Here is a 21,467-nt window from a genome sequence, read left to right as displayed (position 1 = left end):
CCTTCCCTTTTGTCTCATGGTCGCTGCGGCAAGTCATTGAATGTTAATAGCCGGTTGAAATGTATGACTGTTCTGGTCAGATAAAGCCGTGGACAAGCGTTATGAAGCGGGTTAAGTTGGTTTTTCACCCTATTTTCGGGTGAATGACGGAAAAATCCTTTTTTTCTACTGTCGACGGGGCTGAATTGGGCCGATCTGCATTCAGATAACAACAAGAAACGGATCGGGCCGTGCCGGGAAGCACGGCATCGTCGGCGGGATTCGCTAAACGGAGCAAAGCCTGGAGGGCTTTATCATGGAGATGTTATCAGGCGCCCAGATGGTGGTTAGAGCGCTGGAAGATCAGGGAGTTGAGCACGTCTTCGGCTACCCTGGTGGCTCAGTGCTCGACATCTATGACGCTCTCTTCGAAAACGGCAAGATGGAGCATGTCTTGGTGCGGCACGAGCAAGCCGCGGTTCACATGGCTGACGGTTACGCCCGTTCCACCGGCAAGGTGGGGACTGTGCTGGTAACGTCAGGCCCGGGAGCGACCAACTGCATTACCGGTATTGCCACCGCCTATATGGATTCCATTCCGCTGGTGATCCTCTCCGGCCAGGTGCCGACCAGCATGATCGGTGAGGATGCGTTCCAGGAGACCGACATGATCGGTATCTCCCGCCCGGTGGTGAAGCACAGCTTCCTGTGCAAGAAGGCGAGCGATATCCCTGAGGCCATCAAGAAGGCCTACTACATTGCCGCCAGCGGCCGCCCGGGGCCGGTGGTGGTGGATCTGCCCAAAGATGTGCAGAACCCGAAAGAAAAATTCCCCTACCAGTATCCCGAGACGGTCTCCCTGCGCTCCTACAACCCGACCAAGTCTGGCCATAAAGGGCAGATCAAGCGGGCAGCCAAGCTGCTGGTAGAAGCCCAGCGCCCGGTGATGTACGTGGGCGGTGGCGCCATCAACGCCAATGCGGACCATCTGGTGACCAAACTGGCGGAGCTGCTGAACCTGCCGGTGACCACCACCCTGATGGGGCTGGGGGCCTTCTCCGGCGTCCATCCGCAATTTATCGGCATGCTGGGGATGCACGGCACCTTCGAAGCCAACAAGACCATGCACAACGCGGATCTCATCTTCGCCGTCGGTGCCCGCTTCGATGACCGCGTCACCAACAACGTGGCCAAGTTCTGCCCCAATGCGACCGTGGTTCATATCGATATCGACCCCACCTCCATCTCCAAGACAGTGCAGGCCCATGTGCCCATCGTCGGCTCGGTGGAAACCGTGCTGGAGCAGATGCTGGAAGTGATCCGCGAGTGTGGCTTCGATAACGACAAGGAGGCGCTGGCGGACTGGTGGAGCCAGATCAACCAGTGGCGCTCTCGTCACTGTCTGGCCTACGAAAAGTCGGCTACCCAGATCAAGCCACAGCAGGTGATCGAGACCCTCTACAAGGTGACTCAGGGTCAGGCGTTCGTTGCCTCCGACGTGGGCCAGCACCAGATGTTTGCTGCCCTCTACTACCCGTTTGCCAAACCGCGCCAGTGGATCAACTCAGGGGGCCTAGGCACCATGGGCTTCGGCATTCCGGCCGCCATGGGGGCCCAGTTTGCTAACCCGGATGCGGTGGTCTGCTGCGTCACCGGCGATGGCTCGGTGCAGATGAACATTCAGGAGCTCTCCACCTGCATGCAGTACGGGGTGCCCATCAAGATCATCTCCATCAACAACCGTGCGCTGGGCATGGTCAAGCAGTGGCAGAAGATGTTCTACGGCGGTCGTCACAGCCACTCCTACATGGAGTCCCTGCCGGACTTCGTCAAACTGGCGGAAGCCTACGGCCACGTCGGTATCGCGGTGAGCGATCCGGCGGAGCTGGAGAGCGCCATGGAGAAGGCCTTCGCCATGAAGGATCGGCTGGTGTTCATGGATATCTCGGTTGACCCGGATGAGCACGTCTATCCGATGCAGATCAAGTTTGGTGCCATGGATGAGATGTGGCTGAGCAAGACGGAGAGAACCTGATGAGACATATAATTTCCGTTCTGCTGGAGAACGAATCCGGCGCCCTGAGCCGCGTGGTGGGTCTCTTCTCCCAGCGTGGCTACAACATCGAGACCCTGACGGTGGCGCCGACCGAGGATCCCACCCTGTCGCGCATGACCATAGTCACCATGGGTGACGAGCGGGTGCTGGAGCAGATCCAGAAGCAGCTGCACAAGCTGGTGGATGTGCTCAAGGTGTGCGACCTGAGTGAAGGGGAGCATATCGAGCGGGAGATCGCGCTGGTCAAGGCTCGCGCCGCCGGTAGCGCTCGTGACGAGCTGAAACGGTTGGCAGATATCTTCCGTGGCCAGATCGTCGACGTCACCCCCGAGCAGTACACGGTGCAGCTGGTGGGCACCAGCGAGAAGCTGGACGCCTTCATCAAGACTGCCGCCCAGACCAACGAGATCATCGAAGTGGTTCGCTCCGGCGTCTGCGGTATCTCGCGGGCGGACAAGGCACTGCGGCCCTGATGGCTGGCGGGGCAGCTGATGACACGTCAGCTGCCGCAGAGTGAAAGGAAAGAGGGCTCTGCGGAGCCCTCTTTGTTTGGTTTTGCTTTACGAGGGGAGAGGTGATGTTCGGTATTCATGATCTGGCACTGTTTATGGTTTCGGGGCTGCTGCTCAATATCATGCCGGGGCCCGACTCCTTGCTGGTCATGCTGCGCAGCGGCTCGCAAGGGTGGCGTGCCGGTTCGGTTGCGACGTTGGGCATCGGCACTGGTGTCATGGTGCATGTGCTGTCAGCGGCCCTCGGTCTGTCGGCCCTGCTCAGTGCCTCGGCCGAGCTGTTTGCCCTTATCAAGCTGGCTGGCGCCATCTACCTCATCTATCTGGGATTCTCTCTGCTGCGCCAGCAGGCAACAGGATCAATGGAGAGAGGGGCCACGTTACCCGCCCTCTCCTATGGCCAGATTTACCGGCAGGGAGTGCTGACCAATGTGCTCAACCCCAAGGTGGCGCTCTTTTTTCTCGCCTTTGTGCCCCAGTTCATCGCACCGGATGCCCCCGACAAGGCGCTCGCCTTTGTCCTGCTCGGCTGCATCTTCAATCTGGGCGGCATCATCTGGTGTCACCTGCTGGTCTTTACCACCGTCTATGCCAGCCACAGGGTTCGGTTGTCACAGCGTCTTGGTCGCTGGCTCAACCGGGGCATTGGCACCCTGTTTGTCGGGCTCGGGATCAGGCTGGCTTTTTCAAGCCGCTAACTGGCTGCCAAGGGGCGTTCAAGAAGGGAGCTGGCGCACAGGGCCGAGTCGAGAGCATGGCCCAACCAGTTCGCCGTGACAATGCAACAAAAGGGGCTTGCAACTGCAGGCCCCTTTTCGTTGGTTGTTTCATCTGCATAGAGGCGTTTGCAGTGGGGAGCTAGCGTGCCGGTTTCAGCGTGCGACTGCGCAGCAGCAGGGGGAGCTGGTAGAGCACCAGGGCGCCGAGTACCAGTCCGGCACCGGCCAGTTTGGCGCCGCCGAGGGGTTCGCTATAGAAGAGGGTGCTCAGCAGCAGAGTCCAGATCGGCTCCAGCAGCATCATCAGGGCGGCGTGGGCGGTGGTCATCTTGCTCAACGCATGGGTGAGCAGCCAGTAGCGCAGGGTGGTGGCGATCAAGACGCTCGCCGCAAACCAGCCCCAGATGCCGTGGCTGACTCCAGCCTCGGGCCACTGTTCGGTCAGCAGGGAGAGCAGGGTGCCGAGCAGGCCGGTCATCGCCAGCTGGATGCAGGTGAGCCAGGTGGGGGCAATAGATTGGGCGAAGTGGCGATGGACGGCAAGCTGGATACCGAGGGTGGTGGCCGCCGCCAGAAACCAGAACAGCGAGAGTGACACGCCCCAGTGGGTACTGCTGGAGAGCAGCAGCAAACCGGCGATGGCGATGGGCAGGGTGAGCCAGTAGTGGCGGCCGGGCTTGGCCCGAAAGGCTCCCCAGGCGGCCAGCGGGGCCATCAGGGTGGCGACGCTCATGATAAAGGCGCCGCTGCCCAGCGCATCGCTCTGGCTGATGGCGGTGACCCACAGCAGCAGGCTGGCACCGAGCAATGTGCCGCAACCGGCAGCGCGCACCAGTTGGGCGCGAGTCGGCGGCGGTTCACGCAACCAAGCCAAGGGGAGCAACAGCAGCGCCGCCAGCAGGAAGCGGCTGCCGATAAAGGCGGCAGGGGGCAGTTCGCGGATCGCCTCTTTCGAGAAGAGCCAGCCAGCGGCGGCCAGCAGGGTGACCAGTACCATCAGCAGCAGAGGAGTGCGGTTCATCGGGGTCGTCATGGTGAAATGGAGGGGAGAGCATAAAGGAAAGGCGCCAGGTATTGCTACCTGGCGCCTTTCGCATCTGCCTTGAACCGCCGTCGCAGCTCGCGGCCAGCAATCAGTTCATGCCGTAACGCTTGAGCTTCTTGCGCAGGGTGCCACGGTTGATACCCATCATCACGGCAGCGCGAGTCTGGTTACCACGGGTGTACTGCATGATCACGTCCAGCATCGGCGCTTCGACTTCGGAGAGAACCATATCGTACAGATCAATCACTTCCTGACCGTTCAACTGGGCCAGGTAGTTACGCAGGGCCTGTTGCACAGAGTCACGCAGGGGGCGCTGGGTTGGCTCGGCAGCGTGATTGTGAGTAGTTGTTACCAATGCATCAGAAGTCAGGGTTTGTTCGAACATATTCGGTCGGCTCTTTAGTTATCTTGTTAACCTAATCCATCGAAATACGCTTCGAGTGCCTCAAGTTGCGCGTCTGCGCAATCCAGGGCATTGAAGTGCTTACGGAATTCTCGGCCCGTCTCTTCTTCATCCAGATACCAGCCCACGTGTTTACGGGCTATGCGCGCTCCCAGATATGCACCATAAAACCGGTGCAGGTTGGTTACATGCTCGTTCATCAGGGTGCGAACCTCTTCCCTCTCGGGAGGCGGCAGCTTGGTGCCCGTCTCAAGAAAATGACGGATTTCCCGGAAAATCCAGGGTCGTCCTTGCGCAGCTCGGCCGATCATCACGGCGTCAACACCGGTATAGTCGAGGACATACCGGGCTTTTTCCGGGCTGTTGATGTCACCATTGGCGACAACAGGAATCGATACGGCCTGCTTAATCGCCCTGATCGTGTCGTACTCCGCTTCGCCCTTGTAGAGGCAGGCTCGGGTACGACCATGCACGGCAAGGGCCGCGATACCGCAATCTTCGGCGATTCGGGCGATCTCCACGCCATTGCGGTTATCCGGATCCCATCCTGTGCGGATCTTCAAGGTGACAGGCACCTCCACTGCATCCACCACGGCCCGGCAAATTGCTTTGACCTGATCGGGGGCACGCAGCAGGGCAGAACCTGCCAACTTCTTATTCACTTTTTTTGCCGGACATCCCATGTTGATGTCGACGATCTGTGCGCCCTGCTCCACGTTGTAGCGGGCAGCAAACGCCATCATCTCGGGGTCGGCTCCGGCAATCTGGACCGATCGCAATCCGCCTTCTGCAGAGTGATCCATCCTCATCCGGGTTTTCTGGGTATCCCAGACATCCGGGTTGGCCAGCAGCATCTCGGAAACGGCCATGCCAGCCCCCAATCGCAAACAAAGTTCACGGAATGGTCGGTCAGTTACACCGGCCATGGGAGCCACAATCAAGGGAGTTTCAAGCGTGTGGGGACCTATCTGCATTCCACGGTTACCATCGGCTTAGGGCGGCGTATATTACGCATTTTTTAGGCAGGAGAAAAGGTTAGTATTTGAGCGTCAGCCATTTTTTTCTGAAAAAAACGTCGCGCCAAGGCTTGCAAATTCTGGAGTTATTGAAAAACGGCCAGATTGCCGGAGAGTGAGCGCTGTACCATTTGGGTCTGACGCCTGCATAATTGTCAGTCCACTTGCAGGCCCGCTTTGCGTTATGATAGCGGGCTTAAGTCGAGCAAATGCTCCAAACATTTATGCAACAAAAGCGGATTGGGGATCTATGACGTCAAGGTTCATTAAATCACTCTGGCCGTGTCTGATGGGCGCCGTGCTGGGGTCGGCGCAGGCGCAAACCATCAGTTTCGGCGAAGCCTGGACCCGGGTCATCCAGCAGGATGAAGGGCTGGCTGCCGAGCAGGCCGGGGTCGATCGGGCCAAACAGCTGCGCGAGGCGGCCAAGGACATGTATCTGCCCAAGGTGGATCTGGGGGCCAGCTATACCCATCTTGATCAGCCGATTGAACTTGATGCCCTCGATCTCAATCCGCTGGCCAAGCAAAAAGATCTGATCCTGGCGCTCGGCAGCCTGTTTGGGGTCGGGGCCAACGCATTTGTCACCCCCCTGACCAAACAGAATGTGGTGACCAGCTCGGTCAAGATGCTCTGGCCGCTGTTTGCCGGTGGTCGCATCGATGCGGCGCAGGATATCCGCCAGGCGCAGGTGAGCGAGGCGCAGCAGCTGCTGGTGCTCAAGCAGCAATCCACCTTCGAGAGCCTCTCCCAGACCTATTTCGGCGTGGTGCTGGCTGCTCAGGTGGTGCAGACCAAACAGGAGATCGAAGAGGGGCTGGCCCACCATCTGGATCACGCCAAGAAGCTCGAAGCGCAGGGCCAGATCGCCTGGGTGGAGCGCCTCTCCGCCCAGTCGGCCTATGACAGAGCGCGCATCGATACCCAGAAGGCGCGCCGCAGCCTCGAGATCGCCGAACTGGCCCTCGGCCGCATGCTGAAGTTGCCAAATGCCCAGCCGGGCAGCGGCCTGTTCGTCAACAAGGATCTGCCACGCCTCGAGGGGTTGGTAAGCCAGACCCTGGAGGTGCACCCCGGTCTCAAGCTGCTCAGCGCCAAGAAAGAGCAGGCCAAGGGGATGATCCGGGTCGAGCAGGGCAAATATGCCCCTGAGGTATTTCTGTTCGGCAACTACAACCTCTATGAAGATGATTCGCTCGCCTCCAAGACAGCGCCGGACTGGCTGGTGGGGGTGGGTGTCAGCATGCCGCTGGTGAGCCGCGATGGCCGCTCCGAGACGGTGCAGGCCGCCAAGAGTGCTGAGTTGCAGGTCAATCTTCTGCAGGCAAAGACCCGTCAGGATCTGGAGTTGCTCGTTGAGAAGACCTGGCGCGAAGCAGCGCAGGGGCTGGAGGAGTATCAATCCCTCTCTTCCACCCAGGCGTTGGCAGAGGAGAACGTACTGCTGCGGGACAAGGCATTCGGGCAGGGGCTTTCTACCTCCCTTGATGTGGTGGATGCCCAAAACCAGCTGGCGGGGGTCAAGACCCAGCGCGCGGCGGCGGCTTATCAATATGTGGTATCGCTGGCCCGCCTGCTGGCCCTCTCCGGCCAGATGAACAGTTTCAATCAATATCAACACGGTCAGGTGATCGAGGTGAACTCATGATCGCACTTCAGTCCGTGCCTTTTTCTATCTCTATTTCGACCGCCAAGGGTCGCCTGTTTGTCGAGGTGAAGTGATGAGCCATCCCCCCATCAAAAAGAAGATGAGCCAGGGTAAACCGCTGTTGATGCCGCTGGTGCTGGTGCTGGTGATCCTGGTGGTCTGGCTGGGCTGGCGCTTCTGGCTCGCTTATCAGCCAGAGCCGGTGCATCTGCAAGGGCAGATTGAAGCGCAGCAATATTCGGTCTCCTCCAAGGTGCCGGGCCGCATCGACGAGGTGCTGGTTAAAAAGGGCGATCAGCTGACCAAGGATCAACTGGTCTTTACCCTGGCGAGCCCCGAGATTGAAGCCAAGCTGAGCCAGGCCAAGGCCGGTGAGGCCGCTGCGGGTGCGCTGGCGCAAGAGGCCGAGAAAGGGGCCCGAGCCCAGCAGATCGCTGCGGCCAAGGATCAGTGGCAAAAAGCCAAGGCTGCCGCCCAGCTGCGTGGCAAGACCTATGAGCGGGTTGCCAGTCTGCACCGCGACGGCGTGATGCCGCTGCAAAAACGCGACGAGGCCTGGACTGCCTGGCAAGCCGCACGCTACAGCGAAGGGATGGCGTGGCAGCAGTACCAGATGGCGTTGGAAGGGGCGCGGGAAGAGACCAAGATCGCCGCTCGCGAGAAGGCCAAGATGGCGGCGGGTTCCGTGGCCGAGGTTGAGGCCTATCTGGCTGATACCCGCATCACCAGCCCCCACAATGGTGAAGTGAGTCAGGTACTGCTGCGCAGCGGCGAGCTGGCGCCGCAAGGTTTCCCGGTGGTGACCCTGCTTGATATGAGCGATGCCTGGGCCCAGTTCCACGTTCGCGAGGATTTGCTGCCCCGCTTCCCGGTCGGTACCGAGTTTGATGCCCGCATCCCGGGCCTTGGCGATCAGACCGTGCGCTTCAAGGTGACCCATGTGGCCGTGATGGGGGATTTTGCCACCTGGCGTGCCACCGATACCCGCCAAGGCTTCGATATGAAGAGCTTCCAGGTGGAGGCTCGCCCGCTGCAACCGGTTGAGGGGCTGCGGGTTGGCATGAGTGTGCTGGTTGAACTCTGATGGGACGTGAATTTCGGCTGCTGTGGCAGGATCCGTTCAGTCGTGCCCTGATGAGCTGGGTGCCGCTGCTGCTGATGGGGATCCTCTGCTGGATCTTCTCGGCAGGGCTGGCCCGCGACCTCAAGGTAGGGCTGGTGGATCTCGACCACAGCGTGCTCTCGCGCCAGCTCGCTTTCTCGCTGGATGGCTCGGCCGGGCTCAAGGTGGCGCAACAGTTTGACTCCATCGATGCCGGCGCCCGAGCCCTGCGCGGTGGTGACATCTATGCGCTGGTGGTGATCCCCAACCATCTGGAGCGGGATGCACGTCAGGGTATCCAGCCGCAGGTGACAGTGTTCAACAACGGCCAGTTCATCCTCATCGCCAAGCTGGTCAACTCTGCGCTGGCGCAGGTGGTAGGCACTCTTAACGGTCAGGTGGGCGTGCTGGAGGCGATGGCTGACGGCAAGGCGCTGCCCGGCGCACTCGGGCAGTCGGTGCCCATCAGCAGTCAGGTCACTGCGCTCTACAACCTCAACTCCAGCTACGCCCAGTTTCTGCTGAGTGCCATTCTGCCCGCGGTGTGGCAGATCCTGGTGGTGCTATTCGGCCTCAATGCGCTGGCCCGTACCGATCGGCTGGGGCTGGACTGGACCACTCGCGGTGTCTGGTTTGGCCTCTGGCGCACCCTGCTGCCCCATGTGCTGATTGGCTGGGGCTGGGGGATTGTCTGGACGCTGCTGCTGTTCAAGGGCTTCTCCTACCCCATGCACGGCAGCTGGCTGGTATTGCTGGTGGGGCTGGGGCTCGCCTCGGCCGCCTGCGTCACCATGGGGGCCTTCTTTTACGGCATCATCCGGGATCCGGCCCGCGCTCTGTCGCTGGCGGGGGCTTACACTGCGCCCGGTTTTGCCTTTATGGGGGTCACCTTTCCGGTGAGTGCCATGGGGGATTTCGCCCGCTTCTGGCGCAGCCTGTTGCCGGTCTCTCACTATGTCGAGCTGCAGATTGGTCAGAGTAACTACGGTCTGCCCCTCGCATCGGCGCTGCCGCAACTGGGGGCGTTGCTGCTGTTCCTGCTCCCCCTGCTGCTGGTGGTGCGCCGTTACAAGCAGCAGGCCGAGCTGGCCCGTCAATCAGCCGCAGTGGCAGTCGCCGAAAAGGAGCCTGAGTGATGCTGGGATTTGTCGATCTGTTGCGCCTCGAGTTGCGCACCCTGCTGGCGGATCGCGCCATCATGCTGACTCTGTTTGGCGGGGTGTTCTTCTACTCCTTCCTCTACCCCCAACCCTATCTGCATCAACTACCGCGGGAAGAGGCGGTGGTGGTGGTCAACGAAGATGGCAGTCAGCTGTCGCGCCAGCTGGAGTTTATGGCCGATGCCACGCCGCAGGTGAAGCTGGTAGCGCGGGCGAATTCGCTGGATGAAGCGCGGCAGATGATGATGGCCGGGAAGGCGAGCGGGATCCTGCATATCCCCAACCACTTCTATCGGGATCTGATGCTGGGCAAGAGCGTCACCCTGAGCTATGCCGGTGATGCCTCCTACTTTCTGGTCTACGGTACCATTGCCGAGGGGCTGGCGCAGGCCGGCGGCACTCTCGCCGCGCAGGTGAAGGTGGCGCGGCTGCTGAGCCACGGCGAGGCGCTGCCACAAGCGGCCATGGGCTGGAATGCGGTGGCCCTCAACGTGGTGCCGGTGTTCAACCCCACCATGGGCTACGTCAACTACGTGGTGCCGGCGGTGTTCGTGCTGATCCTCCATCAGGTGTTGCTGATGGGGGCGGGGATCCTGGGGGCAACCCAGAACCAGCGCGGTTGTCGCGGCGAGCATGGTTACTGGCAAAGCGCGCCGGTGTTGCCGCTGCTGCTGGCCAGAACCCTGGTGCTGGTGGGGTTGTTCCTGCTGCCGGTGAGCTACTTCCTCGGCTTCTGCTTCGATCACTACAATATCGCTCGTCATGCCGACCCGGTGCAGCTTTGGCTGTTCGCCCTGCCATTCCTGCTGGCGACCTGCTGGTTTGGCGTGGTGCTCGGCGCGATATTTACCCGGCGGGATCTGCCCACTCAGGTAGTGCTCATCTCCTCCCTGCCGCTGGTCTTTCTGGCGGGCTTTATCTGGCCGCTCGAGCTGATCCCGGCCCCCCTCAACTGGCTGGCTCAGTGGGTGCCCACTATCCCCGCCATCGAGGGTTTTCTGCGCCTTAACCAGATGGGAGCTGGCTTTGAACAGGTTGCCCGCTACTGGTGGCAGCTATGGGGTCTGGCGCTGATCTACGGCGTGCTGGCCTGCCTGCTGCTGCGTTGGCGGCAGCTGTCGCTGCTAGTTGCTGGCCCATCAGTCGCTCACAGTGAAACGACCGCCGGTTAAGCGGGATGGTGCAAGCGCCCGTGAGATAGCTTGTGCGGTATAGCGAAAACGGTCAGCCCTTGGGCTGACCGTTTTGGTATGTGGTGGGGTTAAGCGGTTTTACTGCTGCTTTAGCCGCGCTGGAGTTCGGGATCGCCGATGGCGTAGATCTGTCCCACCGCCGTCTCATCCGCCAGAAGGCGCAGCCCTTGGGCGGCCACATCGGCGCGGCGCACCAGTCCGTGTACCTCCTTGCCCTGACTTAGCTCGGCGCGGCCGGTGGCGTCGCCATCCTGAAGGCCCGCCGGGCGCAGAATGGTCCACTCGAGGGCGCTGGTCTGCAGCCAGCTCTCAGCCAGACTCTTGAGACGCACTTCATGACCGAAGGCGGCTCGGGCACGCTCAGGCAGATATTGCCAGCTGTCGCCGCAGCCGAGGGAGGTGACCAGCAGCAGCCGTTTCAGGCCTGCCTGCTCCATGGCATCGATCACATGACGGTTACCCTGATAGTCCACCGGCGCGGCTTGACGGAAGCTGCCGAGGGTAGAGACGACTTGTGCATCTTGCCCCGCCAGAACACATGCCTGCTGTACCGCAGCCGGATCCAGCGCATCCCCCTCGATCACCTCGACTCCCAGCGCACTCAGTTCTATGGCCATCTCGGGGTTGCGCACCAGCGCAACGACCCGGTGACCCTGGCTCAGGGCGTGATGAGTAAAGGCGCGGCCCAGCCCGCGGCTGGCTCCGAAAATCAGTGTGGTTGGCATAGATGAGCTCCCTTGGCAAAAGGGGCTAGCCTAGTGGCTTGTTCGCCTGCTGTAAATGAGAGTTGTTTCTATTTGTGAGCTGGCAGGGAGGAGAGAGTGCGAGCCGCCAGCGACTCGCACTCTTTGAGAGGGATCAGCCGTTGTAGTTGCCGATGCTGGGGCGACGGCTGGGACCGCTCAGGTGGATATCCACCGGATTGAACGCCTTGATCGCTTCATAGCTGAAATCACCGATCGCCTGATGCAGGCTCTGGGGCGTGTGGTTGGTGATGATGATGACGCTCTTTGACAGGTTGCGACGGCGGCGCAGCAGGTGGCCGAGGAAGCTGGACTGGCTCTCCGCCATTTTGGCGCGGTTGGCCGATACCTCGTCGATGATCAGCAGATCCACCTCTTCCAGTGCGCGGCGGTACTGGTTGCGCTCATCCTGGTCGGGGATGACGTTGAAGAACAGCCGATCGACGATGGAGGCCCACTGCTGGAAGATCACCGATTTCTGGTGACGGGCGATCAGCTCATGCGCCACCGCTCCCGCCAGCGTTGACTTGCCGGTGCCGTAGTCGCCGTAGATCAGCATGCAGCCGCCACCGCTCTTCTCCCAGTGCTCGAAGCCGCTGATAAAGTAACGGGCTGTTTCGATGGGGTATTGCAGCGCCGGGTCACCGGCATCCATCTTGTCAAATACCCAGTCAGGGTTGAGGTCGGCCTGGGCGATCAGCTTCTGGATCCGCTCCTGACGGGCCGCCTTCTGCAGCTCGCGCACCTCGGCGTTGGCCTTGGCGTCGTACTCCTTGCGCAGGGTCTCGTAGTCATACTGGCCGCCACCGGTCTTTTGTTGCAGGCGACGAATACGCTCCAGCAGGCCACCCACATGGCGGCTCAATTCCGGGTCGTGAATGCGGTGATCCTGCTTGGCCTTGGCGATCTTCTGGCGCTTGGCTTCGATCTCTTCCAGCTCCTGGCGCAGGGGATCTTGCGGGTCAGTCATGGAATGCTCCTTCTGCTCGATCAGGGATGGGTAGACAAGGGGTTGATTCTGCCTGCAGGCGGGGGCCGCTATCAATCATTATCCGGCTCCTGCTGCGCTGCGGGTTCTTGCGTCTGCTGTTGGGCCAGTCGCTTGGCCTCTTCAATCATCTGTTGGGCCCGTTTGCTGGGGCCCGACTCTGGCGGGGCCGGCGTCACCTGCTGGTAGCCCTGCACCTCCATCGGTTTGCGACGGGTATAGCGGCGGGTCTTGAGGGCGCGAATAAACTTGAGCATCCATTGATGTTGGGAGTCGAACACCTCGGGGCGCCCCAGCCAGTAGGCGATAAACTCCCCCAGATCCTCTTCGCTGTAACTGGCATCGATCACTCCGCACAGACGGGCGAGGGCGGGCAGCTCTTCGTCCGGACGCCATTGCAGATGCATCTGGAAGGGGCGCTCCGGCAGCGGGCTGCGCAATTTCTGGGTCAGCAGTGGCAACTGGAACGGGCACTGATGGTAGTGCTCACTCTCGGGCTGAGCCTCGACCTGCAGCAGGCCCGCCTCCATCAATTCATCGAACAGCTCGGTGAGCTGACGGGCATTGACCTGAAACGAGAAGCCGCAGGGATCACCCGGATCGACCACTGCCAGCGCCCGACCCAGCTCGGGATAGTTGAGCCGGGCCGCCTGATTTTCCAGCACCAGTCGGCGCAGCTGGAGGGTATAGAGACTGCGAGCTGGATGGGACAATCTTGGGTGGGCAAGGGCGCTGTATTCGGCTGGGGTCATGGTCTTCTTCACGAGCTGGAGTGGGGGGCATTATCCCTTATGGCGCCCACTTGCACAATTCGGATGGCGGTCGTGGTCGTGGGGCCACCCGAGTGAATAGAGCTGCGCGGACGGATGGGGTTCTCTTGATGCCATCGTATGATCGAGGTCTACTTTTGACGCAGGGTTTCCGCGCTGACCGCACTTTTGAGCTAGTCTTAATACCTAAATAACCAATTGACTAATAAGAGCTTTATCAAGATGTCAAAAGCCGGGCTACGGATCCTGGTGGTGGAGGACGAGGCCGTTTTTCGCCACTCGTTAGTAAGTTACCTCGCACGGGACGGGGCAACGGTGTTTCAGGCCGAAGATGGTATTGAGGGGCTATCGGCGGCGGCTCTCTATCATCCCGATGTGGTGCTCTGCGATCTCAATATGCCCAATATGGATGGCCACGAGGTGATCGCCTGCCTCTCTGCGCGCTATCCCCATATTCCGGTTATCGTTATTTCGGCCCAGAGCACCATGGAGGCGGTTGCCAGCGCCTTGCGTGCCGGTGCGCGGGACTATCTGCTCAAACCCCTTGAGGATTACGCGCTGGTCGAGCGCAGCATTGAACAGTGTCTCAACGGCAGCGCCAACCGGGCGCAGCAGCTGGAGCTGATGGATCACATCGACTATTTCAGTGCCCATGACAAGGCAGCTAGCCGCCTGCTGGCGGGGCTCAAGCCGCCGGGCTTGCAGGAGTGGGGCCCCTGGCAGGTCACGTTCAAGGGGCTGGGGCAGTTGTTTATTCCAGATACCTTCAAGGTGGAAGACAAGCTGCTGGTGCTGGTGCTGGAGCTGCCGATCATGGGGGCGGATGCGGCATTTTGTGGTGCGCTGGTGCGATCCTTGATGAATGTCCCCTACCGCCAGTTTCAGCAGAACGAGAGCCGGTTGCTGAGCCAGCCGCACCGGTTGCTAGAATACCTCAACCATCAGTTGATGGCGTCCGGGCTTCGCCACTCTTTTGCCATGGCGGCGCTGCTGTTTGATCAGCATGATGGGTTGGTGTTTGCCAACGCAGGGCTCACCTCTCCCCACTGGCTGATGCGCTCAGGCGGCCTACCCCTTGGTCTGATGCGCAGCAGCCACTACGCCCTGCACAAACGCAGCTGGCATGAACCGTTCGCCCTGCAGTTTCGCAGCGACAGCGGCGGCTCGCTGGATGTGCAGGTTCGTCATCACTGATGCCGCCTGATAAACAGGCCAAAACAAAAAGGGCGCCGATGGGCGCCCTGTTTGTTGTTTACAATCCTGACCGTTTAGACGGTGGCGGAGTGCAGTTTCTTCTCTTGCGCTTGCGGCTCTTTGGCCGGGCCTTCGGCACCGTGCATCCAGTAGACCAGGCGGTTGGCCATGGTCAGCAGGATCAGGGCGCTCAGTACCGCCGCCAGGGCGATGCCACCGAAGATGGCGATCGGGCCGGCTTCACCCACGAAGGAGCCGATAAAGCCCGCAGCGTAGTTGGCCAGGGCAACGAAGCCAAACCAGGCACCCATCATCAGGGAAGCCAGACGCAGCGGAGCCAGTTTGGTCACCATGGAGAGGCCAATCGGGGAGAGGCAGAGCTCGCCCAGGGTGTGGAACAGGTAAGCACCTACCAGCCAGAACATGGAGGTCTTGACGGTGTTGTCACCACCCTGCTGCAGCACGGCACCGACCATGAACAGGAAGCCGATAGCCAGGAACAGCAGACCCATGGCGAATTTCACCGGAGAGTTCGGCTCTTTCTTGCCGAGCTTGATCCAGATGGCCGCAACGACCGGTGCCAGGGTGATAATGAAGAAGGGGTTCAGGGACTGGAACCAGGCGGTCGGCACTTCGAAGCTGCCGATCATGCGGTCAGTATACTCCTGGGTGTAGAGGTTCATCAGACCACCGGCCTGCTCGAAACCGGCCCAGAAGATGATGGTGAACAGACCCAGTACCAGAATAACCTTGATGCGATCCACTTCCTGCTTGGTCAGCGGTGCTTTCTGCTCGGTAGTACGCAGAGCGGCTGCGCGCTGGGCGGCAGTGACGCGACCGATGTCTCCCAGGAAACGCTGGGCCATGGTGGCCTGGATCACCAGAGAGAGCAGCATACCGATACCGGCGCCGACGAAGGCTGCTTGCCAGCCGTAGGCCGTAGCGGCAGCACCACAGATCACACCTGCCAGCAGGGAACCCAGGTTGATACCCATGTAGAAGATGGTGAAAGCACCATCACGGCGATGATCGCCCTCTTCATAGAGGTCACCCACCATGGTGGAGATGTTCGGTTTGAACAGGCCGTTACCCACGATCAGCAGCGCGAGGCCTGCGTAGAACATGGTGTTGACCATATCCGGGAACATGGCGTGGGGCAGTGCCAGAGTGAACTGACCTGCGGCCATCAGCACGGCACCGATCAGGATGGCGCGACGTTGACCCAGGAAGGTGTCAGCCAGCCAGCCGCCGATTAGCGGAGTGATATAAACCAGACCGGTATAGATACCGTAGAGTTTGAGGGCATCTGCCTGACTCCAGCCCAGACCGCCGTTGGCAGTCAGGTCGGTCAGATAGAGCACCAGCACGGCACGCATGCCGTAATAGGAGAATCTCTCCCACAGTTCGGTACTAAAGAGCAAAAAAAGCCCTTTAGGGTGACCTAAAAAGGTCCCTTTTGACGGGTTATTCATTGGAACTTCCACCTGTGTCTTATATTTTTTTGAGTTTTTTATGCAAGGGCGAGAAACACGCCTCAATCCTTATAGAGCATGTGTGAATAAATTACAACATTATGATTTGCTGAGAGTTTATTTACTCTTGATTGATTTTTTGTTGCAAAAATGAAAAGGGAGCATCATTTGATGCCCCTTAAATACGTCTATAAAAAACAGATTTATCAGCGATTACAACTGCTTGACGAACTGCTTCAGCCAGCCGATGAATTCACCATTCAGCTCGTGATGGCGCACACCATATTCCACATTGGCTTTCATGTAACCGAGCTTGCTGCCGCAATCGTGGCTCTTGCCCTTCATGAAGTAGGCATTGACCTGCTCCTGCTCCATTAACATGGCGATGGCGTCAGTCAGCTGGATCTCGTCACCGGCACCGGCCGGGGTCTTCTCCAGCAGCGGCCAGATATTGGAGGAGAGGACGTAACGACCCACCACCGCCAGATTGGAGGGGGCTTCGTCACGGGGCGGCTTCTCGACAATGGCCTGCATCGGCAGGGACATCCCCTCGCTCAGGGCCTCGCCCTTGATGTCGGCGATGCCATACTTGTCCACTTCGCTCTCGGGAACCGCTTCCACCATGATCTGGCTGATCTGGTTCTCTTCGTACATGTGCACCATCTCGGCCAGGTTGTCCTGCTTGGGGTTGCTGGCAACGTCGTCGATCAGCACATCCGGCAGCAGCACGGCAAACGGGTTGTCACCGATCAGCGGGCGGGCGCACAACACAGCGTGGCCCAGACCTTTGGCCTCACCCTGACGGACGTGCATGATGGTGACGTCTTTCGGGCAGATCTGTTGTACCTCTTCCAGCAACTGACGCTTGACTCGCTTCTCGAGGGTCGCTTCCAGTTCGAAACTCTTGTCGAAGTGGTTTTCGATGGAGTTCTTGCTCGAGTGGGTGACCAGCACGATCTCTTTGATACCGGCGGCGATAGCTTCGCGCACTACGTACTGGATCAGCGGTTTGTCGACCACCGGCAACATCTCTTTCGGGATGGCCTTGGTGGCTGGCAGCATACGGGTACCCAGACCGGCTACCGGGAGCACGGCCTTACGAACAACAAGAGGAGTCTTTTTCATGGAAAACTATCCAGCGGGATTAAAGTGCGGCCATGATACTCCAAGAAAAATGGGGCAGCCACAGGCTGCCCCATTCGTATATGCAGAGCTCGGACGTTATTTGACGATGATCATGTCACGGTTGGCTTCCAGCGTGGCCGGGCCAATGCCATTGACATCCGCCAACTGATCGACCGAGGTGAACTTTCCCTGTTTTTCCCGATAGTCGACGATGGCTTGTGCCTTCTTGTCGCCAATCCCTTTCAGGCTGGTCAGTTCGGCAAGGGTGGCCGTATTGATATTCAGCTTGCCGGACTCCTTGGCAACCGCGGTCGTGGTTGTTTGCTTGGGCGTTGCTTTATCTGCGGCCAGCACGGGTTGGCTGAACAGGGGCAAGCAGGCCAGTAGCATGATTGCAGAGAGCTTCTTCATCAGCATTTCCATTCCTCCATGATGTTGGATTTTGCCGAGTGGGCACTTTGAGAAATAGCGTATCGAACGGGTCTTTTTCACTGCTATTTCTAACAGGTCAAATTCTCATGCCGATGGTGGCGGATTTGCTATAAGCGCTTAGCCATGAATGCCGCCGTATAGCCAACCTTATGATCTGGAATGTATTTCAGATGCATCTTTGATTTGACGAGCAGACTTCCCCGAGATGCTCTGCTCAAACCGTTGTGGAGGTGCCGGATGGAATTATTCTGCTCCACAAAGTGCGGATGGCATGTTTCACTGGTCTTCAAAGAGAGAACCAATAAAAAAGGCTGCTCACCTGGGGTGAGCAGCCTTTGTGATCGGTTTTTTCAGGCGGATGCTGATTAGGCTTGTTCGTCAGCCTGTGCAGCCTGGATACCGGTCAGGGCGATGGTGTAGACGATGTCGTCAACCAGGGCGCCACGGGAGAGGTCGTTGACCGGCTTGCGCATGCCTTGCAGCATCGGGCCGATGGAGACCAGGTCAGCGGAACGCTGTACCGCCTTGTAGGTGGTGTTACCGGTGTTCAGGTCAGGGAAGACGAACACGGTAGCTTTACCGGCAACCGGTGAGTTCGGTGCCTTGGACTTGGCCACGTTCTCCATGATGGCCGCGTCGTACTGCAGCGGGCCGTCGATGATGAGATCGGGGCGCTTGGCCTTGGCCAGCTCGGTCGCTTCACGCACTTTCTCTACATCGGCACCGGCGCCAGAGGTACCGGTAGAGTAGGAGATCATGGCTACGCGCGGCTCGATGCCGAACGCGGCTGCAGAGTCGGCGGACTGGATGGCGATTTCGGCCAGCTGCTCGGCAGTCGGATCCGGGTTGATCGCGCAGTCACCGTAGACCAGCACCTGGTCAGGCAGCAGCATGAAGAAGATGGAGGAGATCAGGGAAGAGCCCGGAGCGGTCTTGATGATCTGCATCGGCGGACGGATGGTGTTGGCAGTGGTGTGCACCGCGCCGGATACCAGGCCGTCAACTTCATTGCGCTCCAGCATCATGGTACCCAGTACCACGTTGTCTTCTAGCTGCTCGCGAGCAACCACTTCGGTCATGCCCTTGTTCTTGCGCAGCTCGACCAGACGCGGCACATAGCGTTCGCGCACAACGGCCGGATCGATGATTTCGACGCGATCGGTCAGAACAACACCCTGCTGTTCGGCAACGCGACGGATCTCTTCCGGGTTACCCAGCAGCACCGGACGAGCAATGCCACGCTCGGCACAGATGGCGGCAGCCTTGATGGTGCGCGGCTCGTCGCCTTCCGGCAGCACGACACGCTTGTTGGCCTGACGGGCCAGCTCGGTCAGCTGATAACGGAATGCCGGCGGGCTCAGGCGACGGGAACGGGTAGAGCTGACAGTCAGCGACTCGATCCAGTGCTTGTCGATGTGGCCAGCGACGTAGTCCTGTACCAGCTCGATACGCTCGCGGTCATCTTCCGGAATATCGACGTTGAAGTTCTGCAGGCTGACGGCGGTCTGCCAGGTGTTGGTACCGGTCATCATGATCGGCAGGCCGGTGGCCATGGCCTGTTGGCACAGCGCCATTACCTGCGGCTCCGGATGATAGTTACCGGTCAGCAGCAGGGCGCCCAGCTTGACGCCGTTCATGGCGGAGAGGCAGGCGGAGACGATGACGTCAGAGCGATCGCCGGAGGTGACCAGCAGGCTACCCGGACGGAAGTGCTCAACCATGTTGTGGATGGAGCGGGCGCAGAAGGTCACGGTCTGCAGGCGACGGCTGTCCAGCTCACCCTTGTGCAAGATCTTGGCAGCCAGATGCTTGGCGAGATCCTTGGCGCGCGGGGCGATCAGCTGGGTGTTCCAGGGGATGCAACCCAGGATGCGCAGCGGGCTCTTGCCGAATACTTGCAGCACTTCCAGGTTGTGAGCTGCGTCAGAAGCGTGGTGATGGGCTTCGAACATCTCGGTCAGGTCAGGGCGGGTTACGCCATGCTCGTCAACCGGCGCGCCAACCTTGTTGATCACGCACCCAACGATGCGGGGGTTGTTGACACCACCGAAGTTGGAGCAGGCCAGCTCGATGCGCTCTTTCAGTTTCTGGCTGGAGTCATGGCCCGGGTGGGTCACGAATACCATGTCAGCGTCCAGCGCCTTGGCGACGTCGTAGTTCAGCTTGTTGGCAAAGGGCTGCTTGTCGGTCGGCACCATACCTTCGACAACCAGCACTTCGGCACCACTGGATTTCACGTGCTCTTCGAAGCGGGCAACGATCTCTTCCAGCAGGATGTCGGTGTTGCTGGAGCTGATCATGTTCTCGGCGTAGGAGAGGGTGAACGGCTCGGGCGGGTTGATGTTGGCAGCAGCGCGGATAACGGCGGTTGAGCGCTCGGCACCGGTTTCACCCGGACGCGGCTGGGCAACCGGTTTGAAGAAGCTGACATTGACACCGTGACGCTCCATGGCGCGAACGACGCCCAGACTCACGGAAGTTACGCCGACACCAGTGCCGACCGGGATAAGCATAATAGTGCGTGCCACTTTATACCCCTTGTTCATTTTTTGGGATCAGGAAAAGGCCGCCCTGTGGGCGGCCTCGAGTTACTGCGTCAATTAAGCGCCGACCAGTTCCAGCGCGTCGTGGGCGATAACCCACTCTTCGTTGGTCGGGATAACCAGGGCCTTGGTAGAACCAGCCTTGGTGATCTCGCCACCCTTGCCGAAACGAGCCTTCAGGTTGGCGTCGTGATCGACGTCAAAGCCCAGCAGACCCAGCTTGTTCAGGGTGATTTCACGGATCGGGGCGGAGTTTTCACCGATACCACCGGTGAAAACAACGGCGTCCAGACGACCGTCCATGGCGGCAGCGTAGGCGCCGATGTACTTGGCCAGGCGATAGCAGTAAACGTCCATAGCACGCTTGGCTTCTTCTTTGCTGTCGTAGTTGTCTTCAACGAAACGGCAGTCGGAGGTCACTTCGGTCAGACCCTGCAGGCCGGACTCTTTGGTCAGCATGGTGTTGATATCGGCCACGCTCATGCCCAGCTTGTCGTGCAGGAAGAAGATGATGGCCGGGTCCAGATCACCGGAGCGGGTACCCATCACCAGACCTTCCAGCGGAGTCAGGCCCATGGAGGTATCAACAGACTTGCCGTTCTTGATGGCGCAGACGGAACCGCCGTTGCCCAGGTGGCAGTTGATGATGTTCAGCTCTTCAACCGGCTTGTTCAGCTGCTTGGCAGCTTCCAGGCTGATGTAGTAGTGGCTGGTGCCGTGAGCGCCGTAGCGACGGATGCCGTTCTCTTTGTAGAGCTTGTACGGCAGGGCGTACAGGAAGGCTTCTTCCGGCATGGTCTGGTGGAACGCGGTATCGAATACGGCCACGTTCTTGTCAGCCAGCGCCGGGAATACGCGGCGAGCTTCACGGATACCGATCAGGTGAGCCGGGTTGTGCAGCGGTGCGTACGGAACGGCGGCTTCGATGCCGGCGATCACGTCGTCACAGATAACGACGGAAGAGGTGAAGCGCTCGCCGCCGTGAACAACACGGTGACCGATGGCGATCAGGTTCTTGGACAGTTCCGGATTGAGCGGCAGGATCTTGTTGACGATGAAGTCCAGCGCTTCCTGGTGAGCGGCACCCGCACCCAGATCGGCACTGCCTTTCTCGCCATTCAGTTTCCACTTGATGCGGGCGTCGTCGAGGTTGAAGCACTCGGCCAGGCCGGACAGCAGGTCATCACCGGTGGTTGCGTCAATGACGGCAAACTTCAGGGAAGAGCTGCCACAGTTAAGAACAAGAACCAGCTTACTCATGAATAAATCCTATCGCAGATTGGGTTGTGTAGGCGGATGCGTTGGACGCGGTGCGGCCAAAAACTTTCAACTTATCCTTATGAGGGTTGGCAATCTGTTGCTTGCCC

At 59.7% G+C, this 21,467-nt stretch carries 19 protein-coding genes; 8 read left to right on the top strand and 11 right to left on the bottom strand.

Annotated features, from left to right (window positions below; all coding sequences use genetic code 11):
- Positions 1-295 precede the first annotated feature (295 nt).
- The 3 genes from ACTG2U_RS09285 (at position 296) to ACTG2U_RS09275 (ending at position 3,245) form a co-directional block, all read left to right on the top strand.
- Positions 296-2,014: an acetolactate synthase 3 large subunit gene (locus tag ACTG2U_RS09285; protein ID WP_005339146.1), complete on the top strand. Its 1,719-nt coding sequence runs from the start codon at positions 296-298 to the stop codon at positions 2,012-2,014.
- On the top strand, positions 2,014-2,508 hold the full coding sequence (ilvN, locus tag ACTG2U_RS09280; RefSeq protein ID WP_139440503.1) for an acetolactate synthase small subunit: 495 nt from the start codon (positions 2,014-2,016) through the stop codon (positions 2,506-2,508). Before ACTG2U_RS09285 ends, ilvN begins: the two co-directional genes overlap by 1 nt.
- Before the next feature lie 104 nt (positions 2,509-2,612).
- Positions 2,613-3,245, top strand: a complete 633-nt coding sequence (locus ACTG2U_RS09275; RefSeq protein WP_429012796.1) for a LysE family translocator — start codon at positions 2,613-2,615, stop codon at positions 3,243-3,245.
- 160 nt (positions 3,246-3,405) lie between these two features.
- Here the strand turns inward: ACTG2U_RS09275 and ACTG2U_RS09270 are convergent, their stop codons facing one another.
- The 3 genes from ACTG2U_RS09270 to dusB all read right to left on the bottom strand — a co-directional run bounded on the left by ACTG2U_RS09270 (position 3,406) and on the right by dusB (position 5,688).
- On the bottom strand, positions 3,406-4,287 hold the full coding sequence (locus ACTG2U_RS09270) for a DMT family transporter (RefSeq protein ID WP_335831389.1): 882 nt from the start codon (positions 4,285-4,287) through the stop codon (positions 3,406-3,408).
- A 112-nt stretch (positions 4,288-4,399) separates the two neighbouring features.
- Positions 4,400-4,696 carry a DNA-binding transcriptional regulator Fis gene (fis, locus tag ACTG2U_RS09265; RefSeq protein WP_005309538.1) on the bottom strand — a complete coding sequence of 99 codons (297 nt, stop codon included), beginning with the start codon at positions 4,694-4,696 and terminating at the stop codon, positions 4,400-4,402.
- Positions 4,697-4,722: 26 nt separating this feature from the next.
- Positions 4,723-5,688 (bottom strand): tRNA dihydrouridine synthase DusB, encoded by a 966-nt coding sequence (gene dusB / locus ACTG2U_RS09260; protein ID WP_019445016.1) that lies wholly within the window; start codon positions 5,686-5,688, stop codon positions 4,723-4,725.
- A 292-nt stretch (positions 5,689-5,980) separates the two neighbouring features.
- Here dusB and ACTG2U_RS09255 point away from each other — a divergent pair, with 292 nt between their 5' ends.
- The 4 genes from ACTG2U_RS09255 (at position 5,981) to ACTG2U_RS09240 (ending at position 10,812) form a co-directional block, all read left to right on the top strand.
- Positions 5,981-7,378 carry a TolC family protein gene (locus ACTG2U_RS09255; RefSeq protein ID WP_439974392.1) on the top strand — a complete coding sequence of 466 codons (1,398 nt, stop codon included), beginning with the start codon at positions 5,981-5,983 and terminating at the stop codon, positions 7,376-7,378.
- Between the two features lie 73 nt (positions 7,379-7,451).
- Complete coding sequence (locus tag ACTG2U_RS09250) at positions 7,452-8,462, top strand: HlyD family secretion protein (RefSeq protein ID WP_439974391.1); 1,011 nt, start codon at positions 7,452-7,454, stop codon at positions 8,460-8,462.
- Positions 8,462-9,616: an ABC transporter permease gene (locus ACTG2U_RS09245; RefSeq protein ID WP_227095843.1), complete on the top strand. Its 1,155-nt coding sequence runs from the start codon at positions 8,462-8,464 to the stop codon at positions 9,614-9,616. Before ACTG2U_RS09250 ends, ACTG2U_RS09245 begins: the two co-directional genes overlap by 1 nt.
- A complete protein-coding gene (locus ACTG2U_RS09240) occupies positions 9,616-10,812 on the top strand; it encodes an ABC transporter permease (RefSeq protein WP_439974390.1) in 1,197 nt (398 codons plus the stop codon). Before ACTG2U_RS09245 ends, ACTG2U_RS09240 begins: the two co-directional genes overlap by 1 nt.
- Positions 10,813-10,922: 110 nt before the next feature.
- Here ACTG2U_RS09240 and ACTG2U_RS09235 read toward each other — a convergent pair whose 3' ends face one another.
- The 3 genes from ACTG2U_RS09235 to ACTG2U_RS09225 form a co-directional block, all read right to left on the bottom strand.
- The gene (locus ACTG2U_RS09235) at positions 10,923-11,558 is read right to left on the bottom strand and encodes an NAD(P)-dependent oxidoreductase (RefSeq protein ID WP_439974389.1); all 636 of its coding nucleotides are present in this window, start codon (positions 11,556-11,558) and stop codon (positions 10,923-10,925) included.
- A gap of 133 nt (positions 11,559-11,691) precedes the next feature.
- A complete protein-coding gene (locus ACTG2U_RS09230; RefSeq protein ID WP_439974388.1) occupies positions 11,692-12,546 on the bottom strand; it encodes a DnaA ATPase domain-containing protein in 855 nt (284 codons plus the stop codon).
- 71 nt (positions 12,547-12,617) lie between these two features.
- Complete coding sequence (locus ACTG2U_RS09225; protein ID WP_021231965.1) at positions 12,618-13,316, bottom strand: DnaT-like ssDNA-binding domain-containing protein; 699 nt, start codon at positions 13,314-13,316, stop codon at positions 12,618-12,620.
- 240 nt (positions 13,317-13,556) lie between these two features.
- On the opposite strand from ACTG2U_RS09225, the gene ACTG2U_RS09220 reads away from it, so the two are divergent.
- Positions 13,557-14,528 (top strand): response regulator, encoded by a 972-nt coding sequence (locus ACTG2U_RS09220; RefSeq protein WP_429032627.1) that lies wholly within the window; start codon positions 13,557-13,559, stop codon positions 14,526-14,528.
- Positions 14,529-14,602: 74 nt separating this feature from the next.
- Here ACTG2U_RS09220 and ACTG2U_RS09215 read toward each other — a convergent pair whose 3' ends face one another.
- From ACTG2U_RS09215 to ACTG2U_RS09195, 5 genes are all read right to left on the bottom strand, one after another.
- Positions 14,603-16,000 carry a peptide MFS transporter gene (locus ACTG2U_RS09215; RefSeq protein WP_047436211.1) on the bottom strand — a complete coding sequence of 466 codons (1,398 nt, stop codon included), beginning with the start codon at positions 15,998-16,000 and terminating at the stop codon, positions 14,603-14,605.
- A 213-nt stretch (positions 16,001-16,213) separates the two neighbouring features.
- Positions 16,214-17,125: a UTP--glucose-1-phosphate uridylyltransferase GalU gene (gene galU / locus ACTG2U_RS09210; RefSeq protein WP_139405564.1), complete on the bottom strand. Its 912-nt coding sequence runs from the start codon at positions 17,123-17,125 to the stop codon at positions 16,214-16,216.
- A 96-nt stretch (positions 17,126-17,221) separates the two neighbouring features.
- Positions 17,222-17,542 carry a ComEA family DNA-binding protein gene (locus ACTG2U_RS09205; protein ID WP_167573809.1) on the bottom strand — a complete coding sequence of 107 codons (321 nt, stop codon included), beginning with the start codon at positions 17,540-17,542 and terminating at the stop codon, positions 17,222-17,224.
- Positions 17,543-17,922: 380 nt separating this feature from the next.
- Positions 17,923-20,103 (bottom strand): phosphate acetyltransferase, encoded by a 2,181-nt coding sequence (gene pta / locus ACTG2U_RS09200; RefSeq protein WP_005339119.1) that lies wholly within the window; start codon positions 20,101-20,103, stop codon positions 17,923-17,925.
- 54 nt (positions 20,104-20,157) lie between these two features.
- Positions 20,158-21,360, bottom strand: coding sequence for an acetate kinase (locus ACTG2U_RS09195; protein ID WP_040065015.1), 1,203 nt, complete (start codon positions 21,358-21,360; stop codon positions 20,158-20,160).
- Between the last annotated feature and the right edge of the window lie 107 nt (positions 21,361-21,467).

The sequence above is a fragment of the Aeromonas sp. 95A genome, assembly GCF_051919235.1.
Taxonomy (GTDB): Bacteria; Pseudomonadota; Gammaproteobacteria; order Enterobacterales; family Aeromonadaceae; genus Aeromonas; species Aeromonas veronii.
This window is presented reverse-complemented; position numbering and strand designations above follow the sequence as displayed.

Bases quoted from the DNA above. Each gene is read 5' to 3' on its own strand.
- ACTG2U_RS09285 (WP_005339146.1), top strand. From the start codon at position 296: ATGGAGATGTTATCAGGCGCCCAGATGGTGGTTAGAGCGCTGGAAGAT.
- ilvN (WP_139440503.1), top strand. From the start codon at position 2,014: ATGAGACATATAATTTCCGTTCTGCTGGAGAACGAATCCGGCGCCCTG.
- ACTG2U_RS09275 (WP_429012796.1), top strand. From the start codon at position 2,613: ATGTTCGGTATTCATGATCTGGCACTGTTTATGGTTTCGGGGCTGCTG.
- ACTG2U_RS09270 (WP_335831389.1), bottom strand. From the start codon at position 4,287: ATGAACCGCACTCCTCTGCTGCTGATGGTACTGGTCACCCTGCTGGCC.
- fis (WP_005309538.1), bottom strand. From the start codon at position 4,696: ATGTTCGAACAAACCCTGACTTCTGATGCATTGGTAACAACTACTCAC.
- dusB (WP_019445016.1), bottom strand. From the start codon at position 5,688: ATGCAGATAGGTCCCCACACGCTTGAAACTCCCTTGATTGTGGCTCCC.
- ACTG2U_RS09255 (WP_439974392.1), top strand. From the start codon at position 5,981: ATGACGTCAAGGTTCATTAAATCACTCTGGCCGTGTCTGATGGGCGCC.
- ACTG2U_RS09250 (WP_439974391.1), top strand. From the start codon at position 7,452: ATGAGCCATCCCCCCATCAAAAAGAAGATGAGCCAGGGTAAACCGCTG.
- ACTG2U_RS09245 (WP_227095843.1), top strand. From the start codon at position 8,462: ATGGGACGTGAATTTCGGCTGCTGTGGCAGGATCCGTTCAGTCGTGCC.
- ACTG2U_RS09240 (WP_439974390.1), top strand. From the start codon at position 9,616: ATGCTGGGATTTGTCGATCTGTTGCGCCTCGAGTTGCGCACCCTGCTG.
- ACTG2U_RS09235 (WP_439974389.1), bottom strand. From the start codon at position 11,558: ATGCCAACCACACTGATTTTCGGAGCCAGCCGCGGGCTGGGCCGCGCC.
- ACTG2U_RS09230 (WP_439974388.1), bottom strand. From the start codon at position 12,546: ATGACTGACCCGCAAGATCCCCTGCGCCAGGAGCTGGAAGAGATCGAA.
- ACTG2U_RS09225 (WP_021231965.1), bottom strand. From the start codon at position 13,316: ATGACCCCAGCCGAATACAGCGCCCTTGCCCACCCAAGATTGTCCCAT.
- ACTG2U_RS09220 (WP_429032627.1), top strand. From the start codon at position 13,557: ATGTCAAAAGCCGGGCTACGGATCCTGGTGGTGGAGGACGAGGCCGTT.
- ACTG2U_RS09215 (WP_047436211.1), bottom strand. From the start codon at position 16,000: ATGAATAACCCGTCAAAAGGGACCTTTTTAGGTCACCCTAAAGGGCTT.
- galU (WP_139405564.1), bottom strand. From the start codon at position 17,125: ATGAAAAAGACTCCTCTTGTTGTTCGTAAGGCCGTGCTCCCGGTAGCC.
- ACTG2U_RS09205 (WP_167573809.1), bottom strand. From the start codon at position 17,542: ATGCTGATGAAGAAGCTCTCTGCAATCATGCTACTGGCCTGCTTGCCC.
- pta (WP_005339119.1), bottom strand. From the start codon at position 20,103: ATGAACAAGGGGTATAAAGTGGCACGCACTATTATGCTTATCCCGGTC.
- ACTG2U_RS09195 (WP_040065015.1), bottom strand. From the start codon at position 21,360: ATGAGTAAGCTGGTTCTTGTTCTTAACTGTGGCAGCTCTTCCCTGAAG.